Origin of the sequence: Almyronema sp. (assembly GCF_052168255.1) — a bacterium.
GTDB lineage: Bacteria > Cyanobacteriota > Cyanobacteriia > Phormidesmidales > Phormidesmidaceae > Sphaerothrix > Sphaerothrix epifaneia.
This window is the reverse complement of the sequence record NZ_JBQLZL010000036.1, coordinates 1-23,098: the sequence shown is the minus strand read 5'-3', so window position 1 is coordinate 23,098 and position 23,098 is coordinate 1. Positions and strand designations below refer to the sequence as shown.

25 protein-coding genes and 1 tRNA gene are annotated in these 23,098 nt (G+C 51.4%); 11 read left to right on the top strand and 15 right to left on the bottom strand.

Going from position 1 to position 23,098, the window contains the following annotated elements:
* The first annotated feature begins 6 nt into the window (after positions 1 to 6).
* Entirely contained in the window at positions 7 to 1,260 is a 1,254-nt protein-coding gene (locus ACTS3T_RS07455) for a cysteine desulfurase-like protein (RefSeq protein ID WP_377967835.1), read from the top strand.
* Here ACTS3T_RS07455 and ACTS3T_RS07450 read toward each other — a convergent pair.
* The 3 genes from ACTS3T_RS07450 to ACTS3T_RS07440 form a co-directional block, all read right to left on the bottom strand.
* The gene (locus ACTS3T_RS07450; RefSeq protein ID WP_377967837.1) at positions 1,257 to 2,393 is read right to left on the bottom strand and encodes a hypothetical protein; all 1,137 of its coding nucleotides are present in this window, start codon (positions 2,391 to 2,393) and stop codon (positions 1,257 to 1,259) included. The genes ACTS3T_RS07455 and ACTS3T_RS07450 overlap by 4 nt on opposite strands.
* 111 nt (positions 2,394 to 2,504) lie before the next feature.
* Entirely contained in the window at positions 2,505 to 3,515 is a 1,011-nt protein-coding gene (locus tag ACTS3T_RS07445) for a hypothetical protein (protein ID WP_462934895.1), read from the bottom strand.
* 286 nt (positions 3,516 to 3,801) lie between these two features.
* The gene (locus ACTS3T_RS07440) at positions 3,802 to 4,476 is read right to left on the bottom strand and encodes an Npun_F0813 family protein (protein WP_377967841.1); all 675 of its coding nucleotides are present in this window, start codon (positions 4,474 to 4,476) and stop codon (positions 3,802 to 3,804) included.
* A gap of 184 nt (positions 4,477 to 4,660) precedes the next feature.
* Between ACTS3T_RS07440 and ACTS3T_RS07435 the strand changes: the two genes are divergently transcribed.
* From ACTS3T_RS07435 to ACTS3T_RS07425, 3 genes are all read left to right on the top strand, one after another.
* Positions 4,661 to 4,783 (top strand): hypothetical protein, encoded by a 123-nt coding sequence (locus ACTS3T_RS07435; protein ID WP_377967843.1) that lies wholly within the window; start codon positions 4,661 to 4,663, stop codon positions 4,781 to 4,783.
* Positions 4,784 to 4,798: 15 nt separating this feature from the next.
* Positions 4,799 to 4,871 (top strand) — tRNA-Arg (locus tag ACTS3T_RS07430).
* Positions 4,872 to 5,089: 218 nt separating this feature from the next.
* The gene (locus ACTS3T_RS07425; protein WP_377967845.1) at positions 5,090 to 5,245 is read left to right on the top strand and encodes a hypothetical protein; all 156 of its coding nucleotides are present in this window, start codon (positions 5,090 to 5,092) and stop codon (positions 5,243 to 5,245) included.
* 83 nt (positions 5,246 to 5,328) lie between these two features.
* Here ACTS3T_RS07425 and ACTS3T_RS07420 read toward each other — a convergent pair whose 3' ends face one another.
* The 5 genes from ACTS3T_RS07420 to ACTS3T_RS07400 form a co-directional block, all read right to left on the bottom strand.
* Positions 5,329 to 5,991 (bottom strand): HAD-IA family hydrolase, encoded by a 663-nt coding sequence (locus ACTS3T_RS07420; protein ID WP_377967847.1) that lies wholly within the window; start codon positions 5,989 to 5,991, stop codon positions 5,329 to 5,331.
* A gap of 16 nt (positions 5,992 to 6,007) precedes the next feature.
* Complete coding sequence (locus ACTS3T_RS07415) at positions 6,008 to 7,201, bottom strand: NAD(P)/FAD-dependent oxidoreductase (RefSeq protein WP_377967849.1); 1,194 nt, start codon at positions 7,199 to 7,201, stop codon at positions 6,008 to 6,010.
* Positions 7,202 to 7,277: 76 nt separating this feature from the next.
* Entirely contained in the window at positions 7,278 to 8,783 is a 1,506-nt protein-coding gene (locus ACTS3T_RS07410) for an ATP-binding protein (RefSeq protein WP_462934894.1), read from the bottom strand.
* A gap of 112 nt (positions 8,784 to 8,895) precedes the next feature.
* Entirely contained in the window at positions 8,896 to 10,407 is a 1,512-nt protein-coding gene (locus tag ACTS3T_RS07405) for a UDP-N-acetylmuramoyl-L-alanyl-D-glutamate--2,6-diaminopimelate ligase (RefSeq protein WP_377961109.1), read from the bottom strand.
* Positions 10,408 to 10,437: 30 nt separating this feature from the next.
* Positions 10,438 to 10,722, bottom strand: coding sequence for a glutaredoxin family protein (locus tag ACTS3T_RS07400; protein WP_377961107.1), 285 nt, complete (start codon positions 10,720 to 10,722; stop codon positions 10,438 to 10,440).
* A 317-nt stretch (positions 10,723 to 11,039) separates the two neighbouring features.
* Here ACTS3T_RS07400 and cysH point away from each other — a divergent pair, with 317 nt between their 5' ends.
* Positions 11,040 to 11,771, top strand: coding sequence for a phosphoadenosine phosphosulfate reductase (gene cysH, locus ACTS3T_RS07395; RefSeq protein ID WP_377961104.1), 732 nt, complete (start codon positions 11,040 to 11,042; stop codon positions 11,769 to 11,771).
* 64 nt (positions 11,772 to 11,835) lie between these two features.
* Here the strand turns inward: cysH and ACTS3T_RS07390 are convergent, their stop codons facing one another.
* Together ACTS3T_RS07390 and ACTS3T_RS07385 are read right to left on the bottom strand one after the other, a co-directional pair.
* Entirely contained in the window at positions 11,836 to 12,129 is a 294-nt protein-coding gene (locus tag ACTS3T_RS07390) for a small RNA NsiR4-regulated ssr1528 family protein (protein WP_377961102.1), read from the bottom strand.
* Positions 12,130 to 12,356: 227 nt separating this feature from the next.
* Positions 12,357 to 12,689, bottom strand: a complete 333-nt coding sequence (locus tag ACTS3T_RS07385; RefSeq protein ID WP_377961099.1) for a hypothetical protein — start codon at positions 12,687 to 12,689, stop codon at positions 12,357 to 12,359.
* A 259-nt stretch (positions 12,690 to 12,948) separates the two neighbouring features.
* On the opposite strand from ACTS3T_RS07385, the gene msrA reads away from it, so the two are divergent.
* The 5 genes from msrA (at position 12,949) to ACTS3T_RS07360 (ending at position 17,912) form a co-directional block, all read left to right on the top strand.
* Positions 12,949 to 13,524 (top strand): peptide-methionine (S)-S-oxide reductase MsrA, encoded by a 576-nt coding sequence (gene msrA, locus ACTS3T_RS07380; protein WP_377961097.1) that lies wholly within the window; start codon positions 12,949 to 12,951, stop codon positions 13,522 to 13,524.
* A gap of 471 nt (positions 13,525 to 13,995) precedes the next feature.
* Positions 13,996 to 15,162 carry a cysteine desulfurase family protein gene (locus ACTS3T_RS07375; protein ID WP_377961094.1) on the top strand — a complete coding sequence of 389 codons (1,167 nt, stop codon included), beginning with the start codon at positions 13,996 to 13,998 and terminating at the stop codon, positions 15,160 to 15,162.
* Between the two features lie 81 nt (positions 15,163 to 15,243).
* Positions 15,244 to 17,055 carry a sodium:solute symporter family protein gene (locus tag ACTS3T_RS07370; protein ID WP_462934893.1) on the top strand — a complete coding sequence of 604 codons (1,812 nt, stop codon included), beginning with the start codon at positions 15,244 to 15,246 and terminating at the stop codon, positions 17,053 to 17,055.
* A gap of 45 nt (positions 17,056 to 17,100) precedes the next feature.
* Positions 17,101 to 17,319 (top strand): hypothetical protein, encoded by a 219-nt coding sequence (locus tag ACTS3T_RS07365; protein WP_462934892.1) that lies wholly within the window; start codon positions 17,101 to 17,103, stop codon positions 17,317 to 17,319.
* A gap of 107 nt (positions 17,320 to 17,426) precedes the next feature.
* Positions 17,427 to 17,912, top strand: coding sequence for a GNAT family N-acetyltransferase (locus ACTS3T_RS07360; protein ID WP_462934891.1), 486 nt, complete (start codon positions 17,427 to 17,429; stop codon positions 17,910 to 17,912).
* Here the strand turns inward: ACTS3T_RS07360 and ACTS3T_RS07355 are convergent.
* The 5 genes from ACTS3T_RS07355 to ebsA all read right to left on the bottom strand — a co-directional run bounded on the left by ACTS3T_RS07355 (position 17,896) and on the right by ebsA (position 21,171).
* On the bottom strand, positions 17,896 to 18,387 hold the full coding sequence (locus tag ACTS3T_RS07355) for a YajQ family cyclic di-GMP-binding protein (protein WP_462934890.1): 492 nt from the start codon (positions 18,385 to 18,387) through the stop codon (positions 17,896 to 17,898). The genes ACTS3T_RS07360 and ACTS3T_RS07355 overlap by 17 nt on opposite strands.
* A 39-nt stretch (positions 18,388 to 18,426) precedes the next feature.
* Positions 18,427 to 18,825 carry an MAPEG family protein gene (locus ACTS3T_RS07350; protein WP_462934889.1) on the bottom strand — a complete coding sequence of 133 codons (399 nt, stop codon included), beginning with the start codon at positions 18,823 to 18,825 and terminating at the stop codon, positions 18,427 to 18,429.
* A gap of 27 nt (positions 18,826 to 18,852) precedes the next feature.
* Positions 18,853 to 19,368 carry a DNA recombination-mediator protein A gene (locus ACTS3T_RS07345; protein ID WP_462934888.1) on the bottom strand — a complete coding sequence of 172 codons (516 nt, stop codon included), beginning with the start codon at positions 19,366 to 19,368 and terminating at the stop codon, positions 18,853 to 18,855.
* 66 nt (positions 19,369 to 19,434) lie between these two features.
* Complete coding sequence (locus ACTS3T_RS07340) at positions 19,435 to 20,526, bottom strand: phosphotransacetylase family protein (RefSeq protein ID WP_462934887.1); 1,092 nt, start codon at positions 20,524 to 20,526, stop codon at positions 19,435 to 19,437.
* Between the two features lie 264 nt (positions 20,527 to 20,790).
* Positions 20,791 to 21,171, bottom strand: a complete 381-nt coding sequence (gene ebsA / locus ACTS3T_RS07335; RefSeq protein WP_462934886.1) for a type IV pilus biogenesis protein EbsA — start codon at positions 21,169 to 21,171, stop codon at positions 20,791 to 20,793.
* A gap of 450 nt (positions 21,172 to 21,621) precedes the next feature.
* Here ebsA and ACTS3T_RS07330 point away from each other — a divergent pair, with 450 nt between their 5' ends.
* Complete coding sequence (locus ACTS3T_RS07330) at positions 21,622 to 23,016, top strand: glycosyltransferase family 2 protein (protein ID WP_462934885.1); 1,395 nt, start codon at positions 21,622 to 21,624, stop codon at positions 23,014 to 23,016.
* The last annotated feature ends 82 nt before the right edge of the window (positions 23,017 to 23,098 follow it).

Sequence of the window (23,098 nt, the reverse complement as noted above, 5' to 3'; positions counted from 1 at the left end):
TTTCCTATGACTTCAGCGTCTTCTGTTGCCCAGCCACCGCTCAACCTCGAACTTGTCAGATCGGCGTTTCCCAGCTTAGGGTCAGACTGGATCTTTTTAGATAATGCGGGGGGGTCACAGATTGCTCAGCCCGTCATCGATCGCCTCAACGACTATCTTTTAACTTCTAACGTTCAGCTAGGGGCTTCATACGCCGTTTCTCAGCAAGCTAGCCAGCGGCTAGCCCAAGCCAATCAGGCAGCCGCAACCTTCATTAACGCAGCCGACCCGTCCGAAGTCGTCATGGGGCCATCGACTTCCCTGCTGCTGAGAATTCTGGCTTATTGCCTGGGGCAAACGCTGCAGCCAGGAGACGAAATCATAGTGACCAACTGCGACCACGAGGCTAACATTACCCCCTGGCTCGACCTACAGCGCCAGGGAATCGTCGTCAAATTTTGGTCGATCTGTCCGCAGACGTTGACCTTGCCTTTGAACGACCTAGCCGAACTGTTAACGAACAAAACTCGACTGGTGGCGTTAACCCACGCTTCTAACGTTTTAGGCACACTCAACCCCATTCGGCAGATCGCAGATTGGGTGCATAGCTGCGGCGCTTTAATTTGTGTCGATGGCGTTGGCTATGCCCCCCATCGGCTGATCGACGTGCAAGCGCTGGATGTCGATTTTTATGTCTTTAGCTACTACAAAGTCTATGGGCCGCACCATGCTTTGCTCTACGGCAAGCGCGAACATCTGCTACCCTTGCCCAGCTTTAACCACAGCTTTATCACGCCCGATAGTCTGCCCTACAAGCTGCAACCCGGCGGCGCTAATTATGAGCTGTCTTACAGTACGCTCGGTATTTTAGATTACCTAGAGCAGCTAGTAGACCAGCCGGAAACATTGACGCCGCGCGATCGCTGGGTGCAAGCGTTTGATCGCATTAGCCGCCACGAAGAAGCCCTCAGCCGCCGCCTGCTCGATTTTTTGACCAGCCAGCCCAACGTAAGCGTCATCGGTGAAACCACCCCCGATCGGCAAATTCGGGTGCCCACTGTGGCGTTCACGGTAGCCAACACCGATAGCGCTACCCTGCCACCCCAGCTAGACAAACACCAAATCGGCATTCGTTACGGCGATTTCTACGCTAAGCGCTTGATCAACGCTTTAGGCTTAGCAGACCAAAACGGCGTTGTTCGCGTTAGCCTGGTGCATTACAACACGTTAGCAGAATGCGATCGCCTGATCGCCCACCTAGAACCGCTGCTGTCAGCCTAGTTTTCTTCGCCTGCTAAAGAATATACCTGGCCATCAATCAGCAGGCGAGTGATCCCTTTAGCATGTAAGTACTGACTGGTTTTTTGCAGCACTTCGCCATCGGGAATTTTCACAACGCGCTGATTGCGCCGGGAAAACCGCCGCGCTACCCGGTGGTTGTCAAAAATGGGTAGCGTACGCGCTTCAATTTCACTGTCAGGAATTTGGCCTAGCTCACCAAACTCTCTGAGCGGACGGGTAATCAAATCAGCAGTGCGATCGACGACTAAATAACAAGTCTTAGGCAAGTTCGCTTGAGCCAGCGGGATAATTTCAATCGCCGCGTTCCCTTGAAGATGAGGCTTGAGCGATTCGTCGTCGTCATCCCAATCCTCGTCGTCACTCTCTTCGTCATCGTCATCTAAGTCGTCGTCATAGTCGTCGTCTGTGACTGAGAGGTCACTGTCGTCTAGATCTTCGTCGTCTTCTTTGAGAACAGGAGCCGTTTTTTCTTTTAGCTTTACTTCTGGTACCGCGCTGGTCGGGCTTAGCGATGGGCTGGATTCGGTTTTGAGCAAAGGAAGCTGGGTACCTGCCTCGGCTTCTTCTTCCTGGCTACGAGAGCGGCGACGGCGTCTAGGAACTGAAATTTCGGTGGGGGAAATTTCAACTGTCTCAATCGGCTCTGCTTCTGGCTCGACCTCAGGTATCTCTTGAGGGCTAACAGCCGCTTGCGCCTCGCGATCGCTAGCAGTTTCAGCCGCTGGGGGAGCAGGCGCTTTTGACTTGAGCTTAGGCTTAGCCGGAATTTTCTTTGTAGGGGGGTCTGTCGCCGTTGCTGTTTCTGCGGTGCTGGCTGTTGGGGAGGCCGCTACAGCAGGTTCTGGCGTCTGGTCTGGGGGAGTGGAATCTACCGGGGGATCCGGTTGCGGGCTTTGTTCAACAGGGGCAGTCGGGGCAGGCTCACTGGAGGAGCGTTTTTGCTGAATGAGGGCGCTGTACTCCTCGGCTGGCAGCGAACTTTTCAAGACGCGACTAATGGTGCTATTACTCACGCCAAAGCGATCGCCAATGGTAGAGGTTGTCTCTCCTGGCTGCTTGTAAATTTCAATAATTGCTTGCTTGTCTGCGTCTGATAGTTTGCTTGGCGCCATGCTGCCCAAATCCCCGCACTGCTGAAACCTACCTGCTCTGCCGCTGAAACAACAGTAGCAGGACTACTATTATGACTGATTGCACCTGCGATCAGGTCTTTCGTTACCGAGCTATCCGCGACGACGGCGGCTGCTGCGGCGTGACTGGGTCGAGATGGCATATTCCACCACGGCTCCCAAGGCAAAGAAAATGGCTGAAAAAGTCCAAAAGACTTCCCACAGTTCACCTTCTTCGTAAGTGGCGGCATTGATCCGGTAAGCAAAAAACATATCGGCAATGTAAAGGCAAAACGCCGCGATCGCAATTAGCTTCCAAGATTGAGAAAAGCGCCCACCCCAAAAAGCCACTAGCATGGTGGCTGCAATCACCACCAAAATGCAGTCGCCAATCACATAAAGCCAGCCAGCCGCTTCTTCATACTGGCTCAGGTAGTTGTCTAAAGACACTATCCAAGCAGGAGCAGTAGGAGCCGCACTTGGGTCTTCAGCCGCTGCATCTGGCACAGCCCCCTCTGGAGGCACAACCGGAGCCGTTTCAGTCGGCTGAGGCGGTGGGCTGGCTTGAGCATAGGCTGCGGCCATTAGCGACGGTCGGGGCAAACTAGCCGCCTCAGCTACCGCAAAATAATTGAGAAAGATAGCCAGGGCAACCCCAGCCAAACCAATACCTGCAATCGTCAACCACTGCATCGCTTCTAAATTTAAGCGACGGGGCAACACCGCTCTCAACATGCCTAAAATCAAAAACACATAACAAAGAATGTAGAAAAAGTCGCCCAGGGAAACGGCTGGATCTAACCCCCAAACTGTGCCCCAAAAAAAGAACAGCACATTGCCCAGGGTAAAGCATAACAGCCCCAATCCCAGCAACAGCCAGACCCCGCGACCACTGACAATTTGACTACTCCCCCAGTTACGAAAACAAAGCAACGTCGCGATCGCAAAGGCACCTGTTTCCAACACCGTAATGCCATAGAAGAACCAGGCGGGATGTTCTCCACCCGGTGGCGGTACGCTAAAGAGTAAGAAAAAGATGAGGGAAACCAGCCCCCAAGCAATACAAAAGAGAACAACGTTCCGGGTAGATACGACTGACTTGAGACTAGAGGACGAATGACTCAACAGAACCCACCTCAACTGTAATGACAACAATCTTTTAGGGGCTAAAGCAACTGCCAGTACCCATTAACACTCAGCTTGGCCTCTGCAGCTAACTGTTCAGTCAGCGTTGCACAAGATGCTGAAATTAAAAAATATTAGCCAAGATTCTTAAAGTTGAACGATTTCATCCCGCTTGATTATTCGGGTTACTTGTCTACGCATAGCAATAACGATAAAAATACCGCTGTACCTCAAAGACTGATGTGCCTCAGACGTGAGGGTTAACTTGGCAACAAAAGCGATCGCCTCACTGCCAGAGCTTGCCATTGGGAGACTGATTCAACCAGGTACTAAACTGCTGTTGGTGGTTGGGGGGTAAGTCTTCCAGCGCTTCCATGGCTCTTTCAGTAAAATTAGCATTACCAAAATAGCTTTTACCGATCCGATGTAGCTCTTGCAACAGTGTCTGAAGGTGGTGTTCCTGCCACGCAGGCATTTGCGTCATTGCCAGCGGATCGATAGTAAAAATGGCATCTACTGACTTAGCTGACTCAACCTGAGGAAAGTGCCACTGCACAAAAGTATCAGCCACGTCCTTGCGAAATAAAGCGGCTTGCTTATCGCCTAAGAGGTCTTCAATGTCGATATAGAGCGCCTGCAACAGTAAAAGGCAAGCCTGAATGAAAAACGGCGCAGCCATTGAGCCACTGGCCACGTCACTGCCTTCAGCGGCATCTAGCTGTTCAAGGCGAACTTTACCCCAAACGCTAAAGCGTTCAGGTTCTTCTAGCAGAACACAAGCTTTGCCGCGATTGTCTGTTAGATCTCGCCAGAGTGCCCTGGCTTCTTCCTCTTGGGCAGCATTAAAAACGCTCAGTAAGCGAAAGGTTTGACCCTGATAGGAGAGAACCGGAATTTTTTGATCTTTAGTGGGGTGTTGAATGTTTTTAATATCAACATCCTGACGCTTGAGAATAAACATAACGCTGCCAATTCACTCCTAATCGGGCCGTGGATTGCAGAGGTGATGATCAACCAATTAGAACGCATCTGTCGCTAAGACAGTTGAGAAGATACTTGATTGTAACGGGTAGGCACCCCTCTATTGAATAACCTACCCGCGAAGACTATTAAAGCCGTATTTCCATCCTTACTTTAGACTGAGGATGACCTTTTACACGCATATCTCACCACATCTGCGCCAATTCGTAGCCTCTGTAACACTTGCCCAAATTCAACCCATTGCGATAGGGCTAAGCGATCGCTACAATTTGTGGGAAGTCGGCTGAATAGTCGGCTGATCGGGGCCCTTAGCTCAGTGGATAGAGCAACCGCCTTCTAAGCGGTCGGCCACAGGTTCGAATCCTGTAGGGCCCGTTGGGGTTGAACTACAATTGGCAGCCAATGCCTCAATCGCGCTGCGATGCTAGCGTGAAGCACTGATAGGCTGTAGCCACAAGCTTTGAGGCGCTGCGATCGCGGCAAACTTTGACAGAAAAGCTTTTCTTCTGCCTTCGGCCCTCTACTCAGCCTTTGATGCAGCCTGATCTGAGAACCGAGGCAACCTGGCCGGGTTCGCCTCGCTCAATCAGGCTATGGATGCGGCAAAAAATTGGCAGCGATCGCGCTCAGACGGGCTAGCCCAAAACAATCCGGTTGTAGAGCAGCAGTGTGCCCAAGGTGGTGACCAAAACGGTAGCAGCAATCAGGAGAAGATCCATCTGTTTTGTAAACTCCTGGAAAATTACTGAGCTTATTGTGGCGATCGCAAAGCTAGCCTATCAGGGAAAAAACACGGCTATTTGAAGACTGCAACAGTCTGTAATCAGTGTTTTTACTTGTTAGACTCGCTCTCAGGTCGCTTCAGCCAAATTCCTTTGAGTCCAGCCGCCTTAGCCCCCTCGTAGTCTTGGGTATAGCTATCACCGACATGCCAAGCGGCGGCAGCCGGACAGTCGTGTTTCTGAAGCGCAGTTGCAAAAATTAAAGGATCGGGTTTAGCCGCGCCTACTTCGGTGGAGATAGTAATACTTTGAAAGAAATCTTGTAGCTCTAAAGCAGCTAAAACGGCATAGAGACGAGAGTCAAAGTTAGAAATGATCCCCAGTTCAATGTTTTGAGCCTGCCAGCTTTTAAGCGATTTTAAGGTGTCGGCATAAACAAACCAGGGCTGAGCGGTGGCGAAGTGGGCATAGAGGTCGGCAAAAAAGCCGTCGAAGTCGGCGAACGCCTCTAGAGCGCCAATTTGCTCAAAAGCTTGCTGGGCGATCGCATACCACCAGCTATATTCTTTATTGGGAATAGCTGTTGTCTCAGCATCGGGAAAAGCTAGGGGCTGAGCGCTGCCAAACACCTGCACAAAAGCCTGATTAAGCCGGGTGGCGTCAACCGCTACCCCCACCGAGCGGGCAATGTCAGCATACACCTGACCGACGCTACCGCGAACGCCAAAAAGGGTACCGACCGCATCTAAAAAAATAACCTGAGGCTGAGACATAGAGCCGCCATAAAAATTAAGTCTTGAGCAAATCGCGCAGAGGTTGCCCCATCCAGTTCAAACCAACGCGGACTTGGTGGTCGAGAGTGGGCATTCGATAGAGGTAGGCCAGTCGTCGGGCAACATGGGCAAAGACGCCATCTAGCTTCATGCCTAATCCGGTTAGGGTGGCATTGTGGGTACCGAGGGTCATCATTTCGCCCAGGTGATTGTAGCGGAAAGGCAGCAACGGTCGTTCACTCAAAGAAGCCCAGACATTCCAGGCGGCATAATCGGCTTGCTGAATGGCAGACTGAGCCGTGTTGGGGACTTGCTGACCACTGGCATCATGGCAGGCGACCAAATCTCCGAGCGCAAAGAGATCGCTATGCCCCACTACTTGCAAAGTCGGCTCTACCAGAATTTGTCCTCGCTGATTCTGTTTGAGTTCAAAACCTTGAGCCGCATCTGCCGGACGGGTGCCCACTGTCCACAGCACCAGCTCAACTGGAATGGTATCGACCTGGCCGCGGTATTGCAGGGCGATCGCATCAGCCGTGACAGACTCTACAGTCGTTTCTAAATCTAGCCAAACGCCTCGTTCTGACAGCGCTTTTTCCGCCGCCTGACGGTTAAATTCGGACGAGGTTTGTAAAATTTCGGTAGCCATTTCAACGATGCGGATACGACCGCGATCGCCCAGGCGATCGGCTAGCTTGCAGGCCAGTTCAACGCCACTATAGCCGCCACCGACGATCGCAATTCGAATCTTTTCTGCCGTACTGGTTTCGAGTTCGCGCAAACGCTCTTTGAGTCGATAGGCATCTTCAATGGTGCGAAAGGGAATGGCATAATCAGCCACCCCAGCGGCTAAATTCAGCGGCGTTTCGCCTCCCATAGCCAGCACCAGGCGATCGTAAGCCAGGGTTGTGCCATCGCTAAGACTGACCTGATGAGCAGCCAGGTCAAGCCCTTGCACCCCACTTTGCAGAAAGCGAATGGGGGTATTGGCTAGCAGTTCTTCATAAGGAGGCGCAATTTCCCAGGTTTGCAACTCTTCGGTTACTAGCTCATAAAGCAGCGGCGAAAACAAGAAGCGATCGCGCTGATCAACTAGCACAATCTCTGCCTGATGCGGGGCTAGCCAGGGCAGCTTACTAAGGCTCAAAGCTGTATATAGCCCGCCAAAGCCGCCCCCTAAAATACAAATTCGATGAGCCGATTGAGTCATGGTTGCGCCAGGTGGGTAAAATCTTTCTACAGAATAACAAGCTCCGCAGCCAGTGCCCTCTCCAGGCAGAAAGACGCTATTGCTGATAGATCGGCAGCAAAACGCGAAACGTTGACCCTTTACTCAATTCGCTTTCAACCTTAATAGAACCGCCACAATAGAGCAGCAGTTGCTGCACGATGGTCAGCCCCAAGCCAGCCCCCTCAGGTTCGCCATCGCTGACCTGACGCCCCCGATAAAAATGATCAAACACTCTGGGCAAATCAGCGCTAGGGATGCCGATGCCCGTGTCGCGAAACTGTAGTTCGATAAACTCGTGTTGAAGCTGCGCGGTTACCCAAACTTCGCCACCTTGGGGCGTAAAGCGAATACAGTTGTGCAACAAGTTGATCACAATTTGCCGTACCCAGGTTTCGGGGCAGGCCGTGGGGGGTAAGTTTTCAGAAATGGTGTAGGCCAGCATCACCCCTTTTTCTTGGGCAATAGGCTGATAGGTACTGACTACACCCGGTACCACATCCGCCAGTTGCAGCGGCTGCACCGCAACGTGCCCCAGTTCGCCTTCTAGCTGGAGCAAATTTAACACACCGTTAATTAACGTACTTTGGCGATCGCACTCATTGCCAATCATTTCCATATAGCGCTGTCGCTGCGGCCCCTTGAGGCTAGGGGAAGACAGCAGCGTCAAGGCGGTTTTGATGCTGGTTAGGGGCGCTCTCAGTTCTTGGCCAACAGTGTTGAGAAAGTCGTCACGCAGTCTCAGCGTATTGAGCAATTCTTCATTTTGGGAAGAGAGATCCGAAACCGCTAAAGCCTGACGGCGCATACTAGCGAGTGTTTGCCGCAGTCGGGCTTGACTGGCTAGCTGTTGCGTTACCAGAGCATCTAGCAGCGAAAAGTTGACAGGCTGAGTATGGATTCTGGCAGCGTCTAGTTCCAGGTTGTGCGCTAGCATAGCCGCCTCAGTTGACTCAGAATAGCCTGCGGCACTGGCGGAGATCACATGCTGCAAGCCTTGCAAAATATGCCGTACAAGCTGAGGATCAAAAGAGCAAATTACCCGCAAATAGTATTTTCTTTCTCGATTGCGCTCAGCCACCTCCGGTATTCCCAAAGCCGTATCTTCGGCGGCGGCTTCATCATCGGGGGAACTGGTACCTGGCTGTACCCGAAATCGTCTGGCTAAAACCACGCCTGTCAGCTGAGCCGACAAAAATAGCAGAATATACTCTCCTCTAAGCCCACTTTTAGGCGCTAGCGGAATAATCGAGACGCGCTCAGCCAGTTCTGCCCCCTCCTGAAGCAATAGCTTTTCATCATCTAAGCCGTGGCTGCTCAGAAAATAGGTGGCCTCAGCTAGCTGATGCTCATACAAGTAAGCACTAACTGTCTCTTGCCAAGCCGCACCGCTCGGTAGCTTTAGCCAACAGGTCGCGACAATCTGCTGCTCTACCAAATAGTCGGTCACCGACTGCAGAACACCTTTGAACCCTTTAGCCCACACTTTGACAGGCTGGGGGGCAGGTTGATAATCGAGGGCTAGCTGATAGAGAGAAACATCGGGGTAACGGGGCGAGGACATGAAGATTTAAGGAGAATGAAGGCTTTCTACCCTAAGTCTAGAAAGTCATCAACAGGGTATTTGAACACATTAAAGACTAAATTGGCGGTTTGGGCATGTGCTTAAGGCAGATTCAGGCATAGCGGTGTTGCAAGGCTGTCCGGGCTTGTTCGCGATCGTCGAAGTGAATTTTTTCGGTACCCAGAATTTGATAGTCTTCATGGCCTTTGCCTGCAATCAGAATGCCGTCTCCAGGCTGAGCCGCTAAAACAGCGGTGCGAATGGCTTCAGCGCGATCGCTAATCACCGTAAAAGGCGTTGACCCGGCCATACCCTCTGTAATATCTTGCAAGATCTTCTGCGGTTCTTCAGTGCGGGGATTGTCAGAAGTGACATAGACCCTATCTGCCAGCGTTTGAGCAATATGACCCATTTGGGGACGCTTGGTGCGATCGCGATCGCCACCACAGCCAAATACGCAAATTAGCCTGCCAGAAACAAAAGGACGCGCCGCTTTTAAGGCATTGTCAAGACTGTCGGGCGTATGGGCGTAGTCTACAATCACGCTGATGTCTTGATCGGGTTGTACCTTAACCTGCTCCATCCGACCGGGAACGCCGCTAAAGTGAGGCAGCGCCGCCACAATTTGCTCCAGCGAAACCCCCAAATGTAGCGCCGCCCCTACAGCGGCTAGCAGGTTTTCTAAGTTAAACTGCCCCACCAAAGGCGAGCGAAAAGCCGCTTCTCCGTGAGGCGTTTGTAGCAAACCTTGCACCCCTGTTGCCTGATACGCCAGGTTGCAGGTGTAGAGATCGGCGGCGGTATTTTCTAAGCTGTAAGTCCAAACGCGATCGCGGCTAAGCTGGCTCAGCAGTTGCCGACCATAGGCATCTCTTTGGTTGATAATGGCGCGACCCTTGAGGTAATCGGAGCCAAAGAGTAAGGCTTTGGCGGCAAAGTAGTCGTCTAAGTCTTTGTGATAATCGAGGTGATCTTGGGTCAAATTGGTAAAGACCGCCACTTCAAACGGGCAACCCCACACCCGCTTTTGAGCCAAAGCGTGAGAACTCACCTCTAAAACCGCTAGCTCACTTCCAGCCGCTAAAGCCGCCGCCAAGTCAGCTTGTAGCTCAACAGCAAAAGGAGTAGTGTGCAAAGCCGTCTGCTGATAACCAGGCCAGCGGCTATAGAGCGTGCCTAACAAAGCCGTTGGGCGCTGAGCCTGCAAAAGCAAAAACTCAATCAGATGAGTGGTTGTGGTTTTGCCGTTGGTGCCCGTCACCCCCACTAGCTGGAGCTGCTGAGCCGGGTAATGATAAAAGGCGGCGGCGGCGGCGGCACAGGCGATCGCCATGTCGGTCACAGGCACCACACAGGCCATTTCGTCCGCCAAAGGTGTTTTTTTCTCATAGGCGGCTGGCGAAATCAAAGCCGCGATCGCCCCTGAAGCCACTGCACTTTGCCAAAACTCACCACCATCTACTCGCGTACCAGGCATCCCCATAAACAAGTCTCCTGGCTGGCAAGCATGAGAATTGGTCGATAACCCCTTAACTTCGGCTTCAAGCGCCGGATAATCGGGGCGATCAAATCCGGGAACCTGTAATTGCCGGGGCAGCTTGGCCAACAGTTCTCGCAGCTTCATGTCAGCAACTCCTTACATTGTGAGCTGCGATTATTTTCTCTTACTCTTGCTCAAATATTTCTGTAACAATTGCTCCACTTGAGCTAAAGAGGCACGAGGGGACAGTCGGGGCAAAGGCTCTTCGGCAACGCCAGATTCGGTGTGATGCAAAACACACAGCACCGGAATTTCATACTGATAAACCTGAAACCAGTCGGGGCGGCTGGTAATATCGCGAATTTCTAAGTCAAACTCAGGCTGCCGTAACTGCGCCAATTTTTCTTGCAGTCCTTCGCAGAGATGGCATCCCGGCTTGCTATACAGCACAAGTTGCATAGGGTAGAGAGTTAAATGGGTAGTTTTCAGTTTAGAGGAGAAGGGCCGTGACCTATGGGGCAAAGGGATGAACCCTCACCGTGGATCTCCTGCCCTCAAATCCCCCTAACGACCCTTGGAGCCGCTGCTGCTATTTCTTAAGCTTTATTAAGGTAGGATGCTGAAGTACATCCAAAATAGGCTGTTCGGAAAACCTAACCCACCTTGTCGTAATTAAATCCCTAAATCCCGACCGGATTATGTGTGTTTATGAGCTACGATTGGATGTATAACAGATTTGACACTGCCCAAGCAGTTAACCAGCGGAAATTCAAATTATGGTTCAGTGCATGGAATCCCCCGTCAGGGCCAAAAATGTCAGCTTAGACTTTGACTTCGAGCGGCTCAATGAGCGATTTGAAAACTCAGAGCCAATGGAAATCCTGGCTTGGTGCGTTGAGAATATCACTGAAGGGCTGGCTCAAACCACGGCATTCAGCATCCTATCTGTTACCCACATGCTCTACCGGGAATTAAATGCGCCGGTACCCGTGATCTTTCTGGATACGCTGCATCATTTTCCAGAAACTTTAGAAACGGCCCAACGAGCTAAAGAATTTTATGGCCTAGATTTGCACGTTTATCAAGCCAAACACGTCAGCAGTCGGGAAGAATTTGCGGCTCGCTACGGCGATCGCCTGTGGGAGCGAGATGTCGATCGGTTTCATTATTTAACCAAGGTTGAACCCCTACAGCGAGCACTATGCGAACTAGAAGTCAGCGCTTGGGTCACAGGCCGTCGCCGCGATCAGTCTCATACCCGGCAGCAAATGCCAATTTTTGAGCAAGATACCCAAGGTCGCGTTAAGGTCAATCCCCTAGCTAACTGGACACGTAAAGAGCTATGGAGCTACACCTATAGCCATAACGTGCTTTACAACCCGCTGCATGATCGCGGCTATACCAGCATTGGAGACGAACCGCTAACGACGCCTATTTTGCCCGGTGAAGACGAGCGGGCAGGGCGTTGGCGCGGTAGCGTTAAGACGGAATGTGGTATTCACGTCTAAAAGACGACAAGCGCGGTTCATATCTCATAGGTTTGGTCTAGCCGCTACTGCTTCAAGTTAGCGGCTATTTGCTGCCGTAGTAAAAAGCAATTTCTTTGTCTTTGAGGGGCGCAAAATCGGCTTTGAGCAGCATTTGATTCAGCTCATCTTGGGCAATGTGCTTAGCGCCAATACGCACAATTCGCGATCGCATTGTATTGGTTACGCCGCTACGCTGCCGCTGAGCTTCTAGCGCCATCACACTGTTGTATAAATCCAGTTTTTCGGTGGGGATAGGCGAACCATCTAGGTCAAGACCTTGGGCGATCGCGGTATCGACAGCATCGGCTCCTGTGGTTTGAGGCGCTTCGCTATTCATTTAATTAACCTATAAACTCAGCGTCCGTATTTTATCAAGCCAAGCGCCCTGTTTCATCCCAAAGAATCGTTCCCACTGTTTAAAACCAAATTTTTATTCAGAATAAAAGGAACTCCATTGCTGGCAATGGAGTTCCTTTTTTAGGATTATTTCAGCTTCACCAGGAGGATCCAGTAAAGCCGCAAAAATTAGTTTTTGTCAGTTCAAACAAGTCGCAAACTCGTCGCTTATTTTGAGGGAGTAACCTTCTCTACCAGTTCTTTAGCTTCTTCAATTAAGCCATTGTTAGAAGGATTTTCTTGTTTGTAAGTCTTCATGTTTTCTTCGTAGGTTTTTTCGACGCCCCTGGGATCGTCGATGATTTCAGTAGCTTTTTCATAGGCTTCGCTACGACTTTCTGAGGCCGCCGTGTTTTGAGTTTGCGTGACTTCTGACGCTCTAGGGGCAGCATAGCTGGGTTGAGTTGCAATCATTAACCAGCTAGCCATCAGCGCCAGACTGAAACAAATAAAAGCACGAATACGATTATAAAAGAGAGCATTTGGCATAAAGCGTTGCATAACAGTTTCTCCTATGGGTTAAAGCCACAATTTTGACAATACATAGCTAAAACTGCGGCGATTTCGAGTAGAACAACCCAAATTCTAGATGTCTGGATTAACGAACTCTTCTGCCTGGAGATGTATTCTCATCACCAGAAGATTGATTCAAAGCCTGGTTGCAGCAAGCGAGATCGCCCATGCATGATAGCAATAAGTCTTTTTGTTGATTTATCTCCGTATGCGATCGCTTTTTCTTGGATTTCTCGCGGCTCTTTTCATGGCTTTACCCGCTTTAGCCGATGAAACCAATTTAGCCACAGCAACCTTTGCTGGTGGCTGCTTCTGGTGTATGGAACATCCGTTTGATCAGTTGCCAGGTGTGGTTTCAACAACGGCGGGGTACACAGGTGGCGAACTTGAAAGCCCTAGCTACTGGCAAGTCTCGTCGGGGACGACAGGCCATCTTGAGTCTATGCAGGTGGTCTATGACTCAGCGCAGGTCGATTACGAGACGCTATTAGACATTTTTTGGCACAATATCGACCCGCTTGATGCTGGTGGCCAGTTTTGCGATCGCGGTGAGCAATACCGCTCAGCCATTTTTTATCACACCGAGGCTCAGCGAAGGGCAGCCGTTGCTGCCAAAGCAGCGCTAGCCGCTCCAGAACGCTTTAATCAGCCCATTGCGACTGAAGTTTTGCCCGCCCAGCCGTTTTATCCTGCCGAAGATTACCACCAAAACTATTACGTCACCCATCCCGTACGTTACCGGGTCTATCGTTTTGGCTGTGGCCGCGATCGCCGTTTAGCCGAACTTTGGGGCAACGATACCGCTACCGCATTAACCCCCTAGCCCACCTAGATCGCCAGCCTCACCCGTAGACACATTAGGGTTTTGGCTCAAAGCGGCTGTCTCATATCAGTGATTTCTATCACAGCAACCGACGCACTGCATCACGGTTTGCCCCTTGGGTCATCACATCCGATTTCCCCTAAAATCACCCGCGGTGACGGTCGATATCACTGTCTAGATTCGTTCACTGCCGCATTATAAACACAGATAAGGACGCCCGTTATCTGTGCCATTCAGGCATACAAGGAGCCAGATTTCGCTTGCTGTCGCTGTGAGGATACCAGCCACCCCAACTCATCATTGACTCAAATATTTCTCTTGATCAAGTTTGACCACACTCCCTCAGCCCTACCACTGGTAGGGTTTTTTCTTGGCGGTATTTCAGCGTCCTCTCAGGACAGTACGCTAGTTTAGCGAAGGTATGAAGATATCCTAGTGATCAAGACTGCGTTTGTTGCTGAGGACAGCCCCATGCAAATTTATCTGGACTATAGCGCCACAACGCCAACGCGACCGGAAGCGATCGCGGCTATGCAGGCAGTGATGTCCGAACAGTGGGGCAACCCCTCTAGTCTGCATCAGTGGGGCAACCGAGCCGCCACCTTGATGGAGCGATCGCGTATGCAGGTGGCTGATCTGATCAACGCGCCGATTGACTCTATCTTGTTTACCGCTGGGGGCACCGAGGCCGACAACCTAGCCGTTATGGGGATCGCTCGTCGCTATCGGCAACCCCAACATTTAATTATTTCTAGCGTTGAACATTCGGCAGTGGCTGAGCCAGCCAAGCAGCTAGAAGCCTGGGGGTGGCAGGTTAGTCGGTTGCCCGTCGATCGAGCGGGGCGAGTGAACCCTGCCGATTTGGTTGCGGCTCTACAAAGCAATACGGTACTGGTGTCGGTGATTTATGGTCAGAGCGAAGTGGGTACGCTCCAGCCGATTGAGGCGCTAGGACAAATTTGTCGCGCTCAGGGTGTGGTCTTCCATACAGATGCCGTTCAGGTGGCGGGTCGCCTGCCGCTTGATGTGCAAACTTTGCCAGTTGATTTACTGTCAATGTCGAGCCACAAGATTTACGGCCCCCAAGGAGCCGGGGCGCTGTATGTGCGGCCAGGGATAAATTTGGTGCCGTTACTCGGCGGCGGCGGCCAAGAGTTTAAGCTGCGATCGGGCACTCAGGCAGTGCCTAATATTGCTGGGTTTGGCGTAGCGGCAGAGCTGGCAGCAGCCGAAATGCCCGCTGAAACCGTGCGCCTCATTCATCTTCGCGATCGCCTTTTTAGCCAGCTAGCAGCGGTAGCCGGATTAGAGCCAACGGGCGATCGCCGCAATCGATTGCCCCATCATGTCAGCTTTTGCTTTACCGAAGCAGATGGCGAACAGCTCAGCGGCAAAACGCTAGTACGTCAAATGAATCTAGCTGGTATTGGCATTAGCGCTGGATCAGCGTGTCACAGCGGCAAACTCACCCCTAGTCCGATTTTGCAAGCCATGGGTTACAGCGATCGCGCAGCCAAGTGTGGCATTCGCCTCACCCTCGGTCGCCAAACCACCGCAGCCGACATTGACTGGACAGCGCTGGTTTTGCAGCAAATTTTGGCACGCTTGCAGGCCGCTACTCTGATTTCAAAAATTTAAGTCAGCAAAAGCGCGATCGCAGCAATCCCGGCCTGTGGGAAGATGGCTAGGCACATCGCTTTCTCTTCTCTCTAGCCATCCATGCAACTAATCGACTGGCTGATTGTTTTAGCCTACTTGATCTTAACCCTGGGCTTGGGTCTGTTGCTCGCCCGCAAGGCATCCGGCAGTTTGGTGGACTTTTTTGTCTCTGGGCGATCGCTGCCTTGGTGGTTAGCAGGCACCAGCATGGCGGCGACCACCTTTTCGATTGATACCCCCCTTTATATTGCTGGGGTCGTCGGTAGCCGGGGGATTGCTGGCAATTGGGAGTGGTGGAGCTTTGGCATTGCCCATGTGGTGATGATCTATATCTTTGCGCGACTCTGGCGACGCTCTGAAATTATCACCGATGCTGAACTAACGGAACTGCGCTACGGCGGTAGAACAGCAGCCATTTTGCGCGGCACCAAAGCTTTTTTGTTTGCTGTGCCCATCAACTGTATTGGCATTGGCTACGCCATGCTGGCAATGGTCAAAGTGATAGAGGCGCTACAGTTGTGGCAAAGTCTAGGGGTTGATCCGGGCGAGGGGCTAAAGCTGTGGAGCGTCATTGGCATTAGCCTGTTGGTCTTGATCTATGCCGGATTTTCAGGACTATGGGGCGTGGTAGCCACCGACTTTTTTCAGTTTTTTTTAGGGTTGTTTGGGGCGATTGTAGTAGCGATCGCAGCGGTTGTTTCGGTAGGCGGCATGAGCAACTTGGTCAGCCAGGTTCAAAGCCTCACCGAGCAAGATGTCCTAACGCTGGTACCCGTAACCTGGAGTAGCCAAGGGCTGCAGTGGGGCGAAGCGGCTGGTATTACCGCCAGCACCTTTCTGGCTTATGTCTTTTTGCAGTGGTGGGCCTTTCGGCGCAGTGATGGGGGCGGCGAGTTCATCCAGCGGTTGGCCGCCGCCAAAACCGAAGCTGAAGCTGAAAAAGCCGCCTGGTTTTTCAACATTTTGCACTATGTCGTACGTACCTGGCCTTGGATTGTGGTAGCGCTGGCGGCAATGGTGCTATACCCGGATCTTGCCGATCGAGAGTTGGGCTACCCCAAGCTGATGCTCGACTTTTTGCCCCCTGTTTTGCTCGGCATTGTTGTAGCCTCGCTGATAGCCGCCTTTATGAGTACGGTGTCAACGCTGATTAACTGGGGCGCTTCTTACCTCACCAACGATCTTTACGGACGCTTTATCCGGCCTGGAGCCAGTCAAGCCGAGCTGGTGTTGGCCGGACAAATAGCCTCAATTATCGTGACCATTTTGGGCGCGATCGCAGCTTTTTATTTTCAAAATATTACGACTGTCTTTCGCCTGGTGATTGCCATAGGCACAGGCCCAGGGTTGGTTTTAATTCTGCGTTGGTTTTGGTGGCGCATTAACGCAGCGGCTGAACTGGCCTCTATGCTGGCTGGTTTTTTCATTGGTTTGTTTACCAGCGTTATTCCCCTCTTCATGATTGAAGACTTTGGCTTACGGCTGCTGGTTACCGCCGCCATTACCACGGTCATTTGGGTAGCCGTCATGCTGATGACACCACCAGAGGCTAGCGAAACCCTCGATCGCTTTTACAGCAAAGTTCGACCGGGTGGCCCTGGATGGCACCGACAGCGAATCCGCACTGGTTTGAGTCCGGCGCAAGATCTCAGGATTGATCTTCAGCGAGTGGTAGCTGCTTTGCTGTTGCTGTTTGGTGCCATGTTTGCGGTAGGGGGCTTTTTGCTGTTGCAATCTTTGACAGGTTGGTTGGCGCTCGTCGTTGCCGTTTTAGGGGCTGTTTGGCTACAGCGCTTGAGTAAACGTTATCCTGTTGCCCCAGTGCCGCGTCCAGGGTTAAGCGATCGCCAAGATGCCTTCGATGAGCAGTAAAATAAAAGCAGCATTTATAAAACTTGACAATCAGCTTTACCCTAAATGGCTTTCTTTCGCTCCTATGTGGCTCCTTTTTTGATTGTGGTGGTGTTTCTGATTGCGCTAGTCGCCGTTAGCGCTCGCATCGTGCTGCCAAACGATATGATGGCTCCCGCCCCTACCGAAGACTTGCAAAGCGCTGCCCCCCAGCCTGACCTGGCTGAATCGGCGTTACCGCCACAAATTTCCGTTCTGCTTCACGGTCAGGCTAACCCGGTCTAGCCCGCTAAGAGGATGTTTGAAAAGATATCTGCTGCGTAGCAAAACGGTTTAGATTTCCCTTAAATCCCCCTTGAAAAGGGGACTTCCGCTCTGAAGCGGCAGCAAACATGTTTGCAGTTCCTGGTTACGAACTTTACACAGGCTCCGGGCGCGATCGGGCGTTGCTGGTGCAGTTTCTCCAGCGTAGCTATCAAGAGTTGGAAAATGCCCAAGCTTTTGCCCACTTGAGCCAAACGGTAGAGCAGCATTTTTCAGCCGACACACCGCTCTGGTGGGTGAAACTGACCAGCCCATCACCGCCTGCTTCTGAGCAATCCCCCGTGGGTTGTTTGTGGTTGGGTAATGCAATTGAGCAGATCAGCGGCGATCGCCATGCCTACATTCTGTTGCTTTATGTAGATCCCCAGCACCGCCGTCGCGGTTTGGGTACAGCCCTGATGCAGCAAGCGATCGCTTGGGCAACGGATAGGGGCGATCGGCAGATTGACTTGCAGGTTTTTTGTCAAAACCAAGCGGGACTGAAGCTTTATGAAAAGCTGGGTTTTAGCCCCCAATCCATTTGGATGAGCAAACAGCTTAGCGGTAATTGGTAAACTGCAAAGCCATCGGCCAGTCTTCTTGCTTGATAAGCTGAATAGCCTCTTGCAAATCATCTTTAGACTTGCCCGAAATGCGAACAGCATCCCCCTGAATCGAAGCCTGCACTTTTTTAAGGTTGTCTCGAATGAGCTTAGTCAGTTTCTTAGCACTTTCTTGGCTAATCCCTTTTTGTAGCTTGATCTCCTGGCGAACGCGATTACCGCTAGCAGAGTCAACCTTGCCAAAGTCAAAAATTTTCTGTGAAAGCTGCCGCTTGGCCGCTTTGGTTTGCAAAACAACGTGAATAGCTTGCAGCGTCATTTCGCTGTCAGTTTCGATCGTAATCACGTCATCGCCCAAATCAATGCTGGTTTTGGTATTTTTCAAGTCGTAGCGGCTAATAACTTCTCGTCGGGTTTGGTCAAGCGCGTTGACCAATTCTTGCCGATCAAAGTCGCTAACCACATCAAAGGAATAAGATGAAGCCATTGCAATTTTTATCAAGCCTTTAGTAGCGTCAACTGTTCCCTACAGTAAGACAGAACGGCAGCTAATCACAAATAGAGCAAAACTGCTCAAGCTACCCACTGCAAAGGTCAGCGATCGCAGCAGGGGAATATCAAGAATGTAAAAAATAGAATAGAAAAAACGAGCCACCAAATAGGCGATCGCCGCTCCTAGCGCTAAGGCTGAAGTCTGCCCCGTTATATAGGCCATAAGTGCAGCCGGAGCAAATAGGGCAAATGATTCAAACGAATTTTGATGCGCCCAGTTGGCTCGCTGGGCATAGGGCGGTAGCTTGTCGAATAGGGTACGTGGAGCTGACATGTCGTATCCCAACCGAAAGCGCTCCACCCCAACACACAAAAAGGGTAGGTAAATTAAAGTAGCCCCGATCGCGATGCAGACCAGTAAGGTCGCTGGCATAGGTAACACAAGAAGCCTCACATGCCACTAATCAAAATAAAACAACGTCACTAGCTTGCGCTGATCTTCGGCATCATTACAGGTTTGCAGCAGCGTATGGCTATCATGAAAAGCAAAGCAAATGAGCTGCTGGCAGCGAGAAATAATTTCTTGATTACACAACGAACTGGCTTCTGCTAAGGAAAGCGAGTCGTTTTCCGGATTTTCTACCAAATGCATGACCTGTTCGAGCTGATCGCGAGATTCTCTGGGTTGCTTAGATAAGCTCTGCGGCAAAATGACGGTCAGCAAGTTAGGATCCGCTTTCGTGGCTCCTCGAATGACGGCAGAGTTGGTACCTGTGGCACCAGAGGTCAAAATGCGGTTCCCCCCCAATACCAGCGCGTAGCTCATTAGCTCGATGAGGCGCTGGTGGGTAATAGGAACGTGACGAGAACCCAAAATAGCAATCCGTTTAGAACCCGATTCCTGGATGACCGCTAACTCTTGTAAAAACAGGTCAACTTTCGGAGTCTCGGTAGGAGCTTCGATAGACTGACTCAAGGGCGCTACAGAATGTTAAGGAACTGGCTCATTGTATCAGAATGCATGGAACTAAAGCGCACTCCCTCAAGAAGCTGTTGTAGCGGGTTGCAAATTGAGCGCTGAGATCAGGCGATCGAAGTCAAAGTGCTGCTCCATTAAATGTCGCATGCATTCTACCTTGACTGGCTCGTGGAAACGTACCTGGCCGAAGGTTTGGTCAATAATTTCTACCGTGGTTAAGGTGTCGAGATCAACCGACAGAATTGGAATTTCGAGATCCGTAGCTCGACTGAGCACCTGGGTAGCAGGGGGCAGATGCCCGGTTAAAATTAAACACTGGGTTGAGGTTTCGAGGGCAGCTAGTTGGATATCGGTGCGATCGCCCCCGGTGACCACCGCCATATTGACGGCTTTGCGGAAGTATTTCAGCGCCGAACTGACATTCATAGCGCCAATAGTCAGGCTCTCAACCATCAAGTCGAGGCGATTCTGACAGCACAGCACTTCTGCCCCCAGCCGATGCACCAGTTCTTCCACACTGATGCTACGCATTAGAGCCGTTCTTGGCATAATTCCCAGGACGGCAATACCTTGCTGCTCTAAAAATGGTTTAAGGTCGGCTTTAATATGCTGGATCTGATCAGCCGGAGCGTCGTTAATCAAAACACCCAAGAGGCGATCGCCTAAGCGCTGCTTCACTGACAGTAAGCTATCGACAATACGAGCGGGGTGAAAGCGAGTGACGATTAGCACAGACGCTTCAACCGCTTCGGCCAGTTGAGGCAAAGCCAGGTTAAATAAAATTCCCTCTTCCAGGTTGCCAGGGCCTTCCACCAAGAGCAAATCTTCACCACCCGCCTGACGGTAGGCGGCTAAATTAGCATGGCTGTCAAACTGTTGATACTCCGATAGCCGTTCTTGAATCGTCGCTTTGTCTAACATCAGCAAGGTTGAGCGGACTCGATCGGCTGGTAGCTCAAGGGCTTGGGTAATAAAGCGGACATCTTCATCTAGCTGATCGTCGAGATGTTCGCTGGGGCAGGTACCGAGGGGCTTTCCATAAGCAATTTCAATTCCCCTTGCTTGGAGCTGAAATGCTAACCCCAGAATAATGGCCGATTTGCCACTGTACGATTCAGTCGAACCAACTAGTAAATGCCGAGCTTGCTTGGGCACGCCGATACTCCTCTCAAATAATCCGCTTGGGTTGCACCTACGGACTCCATTCTGACATTGTCTTTGTCTTAGAGTCGCGTTAGGTCAGTCAAATCTATTGGTGTGATAACACACCTGCTCTCATAAAATTGACAACAGCGGTGAGGATTCTAAAACAACCAGGCTTGTTTCTGGCACTGCTGCGCTTTGCCTGCCAGCCAATCGCTTCGGCTCAACAGACCAGCCGACGGATGGTTTAGTTTTTTTGACGGCTCTTCAGACCAGCTAATCGTCGAGGCGCAGCAATTTGCGATAGAAGGGTTTGGCAAAATCGGCTGGCCGCTTACGCCGAATAGCATAAAAAACGTCAATTAAAAAATCGACAAATTCAAAAGTCGCCATGGTGACTTCGTAGCTCAAATCGGCGTCGCCATCGAACTGCATGCGGCAATGGGTCAAGTCAGCAGGCAGCATCGAAACGTTCCAGGTGGCAATGAACGGCACGCTGTTGCCACCTTCAATCATGCGTTCGCCTTCTAAGTTGCCTTGCTTGTATAGGGTGATGGCATAGGGCAAGACTTGGCGTTTCGTGCCCTGATAGTAAGGCATGTAGACGCTGATATCTTGCTTACTGGCGGGTTTGATTTCGTCGATTGAGATAGACATTGGCTATAACGTTCCCTACCGTTCTCAAATAGCGCTTTCTCAGATTACTCAGCTCTAGAGCCTGGGCAAACAGAATGGCTCATCGTTGACCGCAGACTTACTTCGGCTCGTTAACTCTGCAACAACCTCAAGGTCAGTTTATTGATACTTGTCGTAAATCGACAAGGATGAAATGACATAAAGCCATAGGATTATTAAGAAGAGTTGAGAGATTGTTAAAGTAGCACAAGAAAGTTTTGCGATTGATTTCCTGGTTAGGATTCCCGACTTCACAGCAAATTCAATCACGACAGCGAGTTCGGTTTTCCTACTGAGTCGGAATCAGGCCAGTTGTGAGGAGGCTCAAGCAACAACCGCCAGCGGCGATCGCAGTGGCTCCTTAAGTAATGACGACTGTTTGAGGTGTTTTCGGTTCAAACGCGTTCTTGTTGATGGCAAGCAAGCTAGTAAATGTCTAAACTGATTAATTCGCTAATGATTGGGATTGAAGATTCTGAAGGCGATGTATTCTACCCTGGCTATGCTGGGCGTCGCCAAAAGGCTGCCATTACCCTAATTGCCCTTTGGGGAGGGACATTGGCTCTGCACCTTTCCCGTTGGGGCCATACCGTGGTGCTCTTTGTGACGGCGCTGATGGGAGTCCATGTGCTGCGGGTGCTTTTTGCCCGCCCGCGGCCCACGCCGCCAGCGTTAATAGGCTATGACCTGAAGGCGGCTGGCGAAGAGACGGCAGAGCAGTGGCCGTATGTTTCGCTGCTGGTAGCCGCTAAAAATGAGGAGGCTGTAATTGAGAGTTTGGTAAAGTCGCTGTTGCGGTTAGATTATCCCCGCGATCGCTATGACCTTTGGATTATCAACGATAACAGCAGTGACGGCACAGGCGCTGTACTAGATCGCTTGGTGCAGCAATACCAACAACTCCATGTAGTACATCGGGGATCGGAGGCTAAAGGTGGTAAGTCGGGGGCGCTTAATTTAGTCTGGCCGCAAACCAATGGCGACTTAGTCGCTGTTTTTGACGCGGATGCCCAGGTTTCCCCAGATTTGATTCGGCGGACAGTCCCCATTTTTCTGTACGCTCAGTCAGTCGGCGCGGTACAGGTACGCAAGGCGATCGCCAATAGCGGTACCAACTTTTGGACACGCTGCCAGCAGGTCGAGATGGCCTTAGACAGCTATTTTCAGCAGCAGCGAATTGCCCTAGGGGGCATTGGTGAACTGCGCGGCAACGGTCAGTTTGTGCGGCGCACCGCTTTAGAGACTTGCGGCGGTTGGAACGAAGAAACCATTACAGACGACTTAGATCTAACCGTGCGGTTGCACCTCAGCGGTTGGGAAATTGACTTTCTGCCCTTTCCAGCCGTGCAAGAGGAGGGGGTGACCCAGGCAAGCGCCCTTTGGCACCAGCGTAACCGTTGGGCGGAGGGGGGCTATCAGCGCTACCTCGACTACTGGCGACTGATTGGCCAAAACCGCATGGGCGTTGAAAAAACGCTGGATATGCTGGCTTTTTGGGTGATGCAGTATATGCTGCCCGTGGTGACACCCGCCGATTGGGTGGTAGCCGCGCTCAGGCATCGTCTGCCTATTTTTGGGCCGTTGACCAGCTTAGCCGTGATGCTTTCAATGATCGGCATGTTTGTTGGCATGCGCCGCATTCAAAAAGCCTCAGTGCTGATGAGCTTCATCCGCAGCTTGCGCGGCACAGTGTACATGCTGCACTGGTTGCCTGTCATTGCCAGCACAAGTGTCCGCATTTCTGTGCGACCTAAACGCCTGAAGTGGGTGAAAACCGTACACCAGGGTCATCCGCACGATGAATTGCCACTGGATGTTTCGGCGTAGCGCTAGCAGCAAATCGGCTTTAGCCAAAAGGGGTAGGTTTGACCGCGAGTGGTTAACCCATGTTTGTTGTTCGCTCAAACCT